Source organism: Streptomyces sp. NPDC034086, assembly GCF_055575515.1.
The window spans coordinates 622658-628696 of sequence record NZ_JBVISM010000003.1 but is presented as its reverse complement, the minus strand read 5'-3'; the positions used below and the strand labels follow the sequence as shown (position 1 = coordinate 628696).

General features: G+C 70.9%; 4 protein-coding genes. 1 reads left to right on the top strand and 3 read right to left on the bottom strand.

All coding sequences use genetic code 11. The features are described from left to right. Positions 1–427: 427 nt before the first annotated feature. Complete coding sequence (locus tag ACZ514_RS12850; protein WP_467885006.1) at positions 428–964, bottom strand: MarR family winged helix-turn-helix transcriptional regulator; 537 nt, start codon at positions 962–964, stop codon at positions 428–430. 132 nt (positions 965–1096) lie between these two features. Between ACZ514_RS12850 and ACZ514_RS12845 the strand changes: the two genes are divergently transcribed. Then, entirely contained in the window at positions 1097–2398 is a 1302-nt protein-coding gene (locus ACZ514_RS12845) for an MFS transporter (RefSeq protein WP_469124701.1), read from the top strand. A gap of 67 nt (positions 2399–2465) precedes the next feature. On the opposite strand, the gene ACZ514_RS12840 is transcribed toward ACZ514_RS12845, so the two are convergent. Next, complete coding sequence (locus ACZ514_RS12840; protein ID WP_469124700.1) at positions 2466–4190, bottom strand: ATP-binding SpoIIE family protein phosphatase; 1725 nt, start codon at positions 4188–4190, stop codon at positions 2466–2468. A gap of 210 nt (positions 4191–4400) precedes the next feature. Further along, complete coding sequence (locus ACZ514_RS12835; protein ID WP_469124689.1) at positions 4401–5831, bottom strand: NAD(P)/FAD-dependent oxidoreductase; 1431 nt, start codon at positions 5829–5831, stop codon at positions 4401–4403. Positions 5832–6039 lie beyond the last annotated feature (208 nt).

Below are 6039 nucleotides of genomic sequence, written 5' to 3'. Positions count from 1 at the left end.
ATCCACCGGAGTGGACGGGGTATCAACTTCTGGCGTTGATTTTTGGCACGCTGTTGAGTTCTCAAGGAACGGACGCTTCCTTCGTACTCACCCTCTCGGGCTTTCCTCCGGGCTTTCGTTCTTCGTTCTTGCGTTTCCGACTCTATCAGACTCTTTCGGGCCTGACCCCCAGTCAGCGGGGTTTGTCTTCCGGGCCGTTGGGCCCTTCCGACTCCTGAACTCTAGCGGATTTCCCCGGCAACCGATAATCGGGCCTTCGGAAATGAATTCGGGCACGCCGAATTCGTTCCCAGTGGGAGATCGTGCTGAGTAGGTTGCCGCAACGGGGCGGCGGGATTCGTTGACTCCAGAACCTTCCGGCTCCGGGGCAACTCGAAGAACCTTACGGATCCGGGAGGGGTGTGTCAACCGGGGAGGTCGGGGCCGTTCAGGCCCGGGACTGGAGCTCCTCCACGCGGTCCAGGAGCCGGGTCAGCATGTCGCCCAGGACTCCGCGTTCCGCCGTGGAGAGGTCCTGGAGGAGGTCCTCCTCGAAGACCGTGGCCGCGCGCATCGCGTCGAGCCACTTGCTGCGGCCCTCGTCCGTCAGCTCCACGATCACGCGGACCCGGTTGGACTCGTCCCGTTCGCGGGTGACCAGGCCCTCGGCCGTCATGCGGTCGATCCGGTGGGTCATCGCGGCCGGTGTCAGGCCCAGCTGCTTCGCGAGCTCGCTCGGGCCCATCCGGTAGGGCGACCCGGAGATGACGAGGGCCTTGAGGACCTCCCACTCCGCGTTGCTGATGCCCAGGGCGGCGGTCTGGCGGCCGTACGCCACGTTCATGCGGCGGTTCAGCCGGCTCAGCGCCGAGACCACCTTCTCGACCTGGGGGTCGAGGTCCTGGAACTCGCGCTGGTAGACGGCGATCTGCTCATCGAGGCTCGGCTCGTGGACGGGCGTAGCGCCGTCGGGGGTGTCACCCATGGTCCGAAGTATCGCATGAACCCGTTGGCATCTAACTCCTTCGGTGTGTAGAGTTAAGCATCGAAGTTTAGGTGTGAAGTTCTGAAGTCTTCAGTCTTCGGCTCTCAAGGCAGGTGAGAAGTGACCAAGGTGATGGGCGCTGCGATGCGGCGGATCCAGGCCGGCAACGCGCTGACCGCGTTCGGCATCGGTTTCACGGTTCCGTTCCTCTACATCTACGTGGCGCAGGTGCGGGGTCTGGGCTCCATGGCCGCCACGAGCGCGTTCGTGGCGTTCGCCCTGGGCGCTCTCGTCGCGCTGCCCTTCACCGGCCGGGTCATCGACCGGCGTGGTCCGGTGGCCGTGGTCATGGGTGCCGCCGTCACCGCCTCGGTGGGTGCGCTCTCGCTCGGGCTCTCCACCGGTGTCGCCCCGATCCTGCTCTCCGCGCTGGCGCTGGGCGCCGGGCAGGCCGTGATGCAGCCGGCGCTGGCCACGATGATCGTGTGGTGCTCGACCCCGTCGACCCGTACGCGTGCCTTCGCCCTGCAGTTCTTCATGCAGAACCTCGGCCTGGGCATCGGCGGGCTCGTGGGCGGCCAGATCGTCGACGAGAGCCGTCCCGGCAGCTTCACCCTGCTGTTCGGCATCGAGGCCGTGATGTTCCTGGTGCTGGCGGTCGTGATCGCCACCGTGCGCATGCCGCACGTGCAGAACATCAGTGACGCGATGGCCAAGGACGCGGCGCCCGCGGGCGGCGGCTGGAAGCGGCTGCTCGGGCACAAGGCGATGGTCCAGCTGTGCGTGCTGGGCTTCGTGCTGTTCTTCGCCTGCTACGGGCAGTTCGAGTCGGGTCTGGCGGCCTTCGGTACCGAGGCGGCGGGGATCTCCCCCTCCACCCTCGGGTTCGCGCTCGCCGCCAACACGGGTGCGATCGTCGTGGCGCAGTTCGTGGTGCTGAAGCTGGTCGAGAAGCGTCGCCGGTCGCGGGTCATCGCGCTGGTCGGGCTGATCTGGACGGTGGCGTGGCTGATCGCCGGGTTCTCGGGTCTGGGGCACGGGAGCGCGATGATGGCCGCCGCCGCGTTCATCACCACGTACGCGCTCTTCGGCATCGGTGAGGCGATGCTGTCGCCGACGCTGGCGCCGCTGGTGGCCGATCTGGCGCCGGAGGGTTCGGTGGGGCAGTACAACTCGGCCTTCGCGCTGGTCAAGCAGATGGCGCTGGCGCTCGGGCCGCTGGGCGTGCCGCTGGGGGCGGGGGTTCCGATGCTGTACATCGGGGTGTTCGTGTGCGTGTCGCTGGGGATCTCGGTGCTGGCGCTGCGGCTGGGCGGGCGGCTGAGCCCGGTGCAGGACAACCCGTCCGTGGTGAGCAGGGTCGTGGCGCAGGGGCCGGCGGTCGCCGGGAAGCCGGCCGTGGCCGTGGAGCGGGCGGAGCGCGTGTCCGCGTAGTACGTGGAAGTGGAAGTGGGGAGAGCCCCCGGCCCTTCGGGCCGGGGGCTCTTCCCGTGCGGTGGGGCTACTTGTCGGGGAGGGCGAACTCGCACCAGACCGCCTTGCCGCCGCCGGGGGTGCGGCGGGAGCCCCAGGCCGAGGCGATGGTGGCGACGATCGAGATGCCGCGGCCGGTCTCGTCGGCCGGTTCGGCGCGGCGGCGGCGGGGGAGGTGGTCGTCCCCGTCGGTGACCTCGACGATCAGGCGGCGGTCGGTGCGGCGCAGGCGCAGGTGCATGGGCGGGGTGCCGTGCTGGAGGGAGTTCGCGACGAGCTCGCTGGCGGCGAGGACGCCGAGGTCGCACAGCTCGACGGGGAAGCGCCAGGAGCTGAGGACGCCCTGGGCGAAGGCGCGGGCGCGCGGGGCGGCCTCGACGCCGCCGAGGAGTTCCAGGGCGGCGTTGTGGAAGAGCTCGGCGTCGGCGCCGGTGCGGGCGGGCTGCTGGAGGACCATCACGGCGACGTCGTCGTCGTGGTCGGCGTCCACGCCGAGGGCGCGCATCAGGCGGTCGCAGATGATGGCGGGGGTGCCCTGAGCGCCGGAGAGGGCTCGTTCGAGGGCGGCGACGCCTTCGTCGATGTCCTCGCCGCGGCGTTCGACGAGGCCGTCGGTGTAGAGGACGGCGGTGGAGCCGGGGCCGAGGGCGATGGTGCCGGAGGTGTGCAGCCAGCCGCCGGTGCCGAGGGGCGGGCCGGTGGGGTCGGCGGCGCGGCGCACGGTGCCGTCCTCGTCGCGGACCAGGATGGGGAGGTGGCCGGCGGAGGCGTAGGCCAGCAGTCCTTCGTTGGGGTCGTGGACGGCGTAGACGCAGGTCGCGATCTGGCTGGCGTCGATCTCGGCGGCGAGGCCGTCGAGGAGCTGGAGGACCTCGTGCGGGGGCAGGTCGAGTCGGGCGTAGGCGCGGACGGCGGTGCGGAGCTGGCCCATGACGGCGGCGGCGCGGACCCCGCGGCCCATGACGTCGCCGATGACGAGGGCGGTGCGGCCGGCTCCGAGGGTGATGACGTCGTACCAGTCGCCGCCGACGGCGGCTTCGGTGCCGCCGGGCTGGTAGGTGGCGGCGACGCGGAGGTCGTCGGGCTGTTCGAGCTCCTGGGGGAGCAGGGAGCGCTGGAGGGTGACGGCGGCCTCGCGCTGGCGGCGCTCGCTGGCGCGCAGGCGTTCGACGGCTTCGGCGTGGTCGGTGACGTCGGCGAGGTGGACCAGGATGCCGGTGTGCTCGGGGTCGGGTTCGCCGTCGGTGACCGCCTTGGGGAACTCGACGGGGGTGCAGGTGACGGTGTACGAGTTCCCGCCGCCGGGGGCGGTGCGGTTCTTGGCGGTACGGGACTTGCCGCTGCGCTGGACCTGGTCGAGGAGCGGGAGCAGGCCGAGGTCGCCGAGTTCCGGGAGGGCGGTGTGGGCGGGGGCTCCGGTGGGGCGGGGGCCGAAGCCGGCGGTGTAGGCGTCGTTGACGTAGGCGACGCGGTGCTCGGGGCCGTGGACGAGGGCGACGAGGGCCGGGAGCAGGCCGAGGACTTCCCGTACGGGCAGTTCGTCGAGGGCGGGGACGGCGGGGAGCGGTGCCATGCCGGTGCCGCGGACGGTGGCGTCGGCCGGGGTGCCCTCCTGGGGCGCGGCACGGTGGGCGGCGCCGCGGGCTGCCGGGACGGAGCCCTCACCGCGTTTGGCCTGGGCCGCGGCGTGCTCGTTCCGGGCGGCGGCGCGGCGCGTGCCGGGAAAGCGGGCGCTCCAGCGCGTGAAGTTCACTGCGTTCAAGCCTCGTGGTGTCGCAGGTGGTCGCGGTGTGTCCGCCCGGCGGTGCCGGGTGGTGCCCCTGTGGTCGGTCGCTGGACGGTGTCGCGGTGGGTGTCGCCCGGCGGGCGTCATCCGCCGGGTGGCACTCGCCGGGCGTCACTGTGTGCAGGCGTGAGCCCACCTATGGTCACACGTCCAGTGTGGCCGACGGCACTGACAACGTCAGCCCTGCTTGTCCCGCGGTGGGCCGGGGTCGGGCCTGGGCGGCTGGTTGCGGGGGCCGCCTCCTGCGGCGAGTTCGAATTCTGCCCTGGGGTGTTCGAGGGATCCGAGGGAGACGATCTCACGTTTGAAGAGGCCTGCGAGGGTCCATTCGGCGAGGACCCGCATTTTGCGGTTGAAGGTGGGGACGCGGCTGAGGTGGTAGGCGCGGTGCATGAACCAGGCGGGGTAGCCCTTGAGCTTGCGTCCGTAGAGCAGGGCGACGCCCTTGTGGAGGCCGAGCGAGGCGACGGAGCCGACGTACTTGTGCGCGTACTCGGTGAGGGCCTCGTCGCGCAGGGCGGCGACCAGGTTGTCGGCGAGCTGCTTGGCCTGGCGTACGGCGTGCTGGGCGTTGGGGGCGCACTCGCGGGCGGGTCCTTCGGCGCCGTTGCCGGCGGTGATGTCGGGGACGGCGGCGGCGTCGCCGGCGGCCCAGGCGTGTTCGACGCCTTCCACGGTGAGGAAGGGGGTGCAGGTGAGGCGTCCGCGTTCGTTCTTGGGGAGGTCGCTGGCGGCGAGGACGGGGTGGGGTTTGACGCCGGCGGTCCAGACGATGGTGCGGGTGGGGAAGCGGGAGCCGTCGCTGAGGACGGCGACGCGGTTCTCGCAGGATTCGAGGCGGGTCTCGAGGCGGACGTCGATATTGCGGCTGCGCAGCTCACGGACGGTGTAGACGCCCATTTCGGGGCCCACCTCGGGCAGGATCCGGTCGCTGGCCTCGACCAGCACCCATTTCATGTCCTCGGGCTTGACGTTGTGGTAGTACCGGGCCGCGTAGCGGGCCATGTCCTCAAGTTCGCCGAGTGCCTCGACGCCGGCGAAACCGCCGCCGACGAAGACGAAGGTGAGGGCGGCGTCGCGGATTGCGGGATCGCGGGTGGAGGAGGCGATGTCCATCTGTTCGATGACGTGGTTGCGCAGGCCGATGGCCTCTTCCACGGTCTTGAATCCGATGCCGTAGTCGGCGAGTCCGGGGACGGGGAGGGTGCGGGAGACGGAGCCGGGGGCGAGGACGAGTTCGTCGTATTCGATCTCGATGCCGCCGGTGCCCTCCTCGGTGGTGGCGAGGGTGGTGACGGTCGCGGTCCGCTTGGCGTGGTCGATGCGCCGGGCCTCGCCGATGACGATGCGGCAGCGGTCCAGGACGCGGCGCAGGGGGATCACGACGTGCCGGGGCGAGATCGCGCCGGCGGCGGCTTCCGGGAGGAAGGGCTGGTACGTCATGTAGGGCTCCGGGGTCACCACGGTGACCTCGGCCTCGCCGGCTCTCAGCTTCCGCTGGAGGCCCAGGGCCGTGTACATGCCGACGTAGCCGCCGCCGACGACGAGGATGCGCGTGCGGGGCGGGGTACCGGGGTCGTCGCCCCGGGAGTTAGCAGCCTTCACCACCCCATGACGCAACGTGGCCGGGAGTTTGTCCACAGGCCCGGCACATTGTGTGACCGGTGGGGGTGGTGGGGCGGGGCTGGCGGGAGATCCCGATCACGTTAAAAGTCCGCAGGTCAGGACTCCGGAAGGGGTGATTCCGGGGAGTTGTGGCGGAAAAGTGGGGGTGAATGCTCCGATCGGGCGGCGCTCGGTCGGGGGCTGCCTCTTC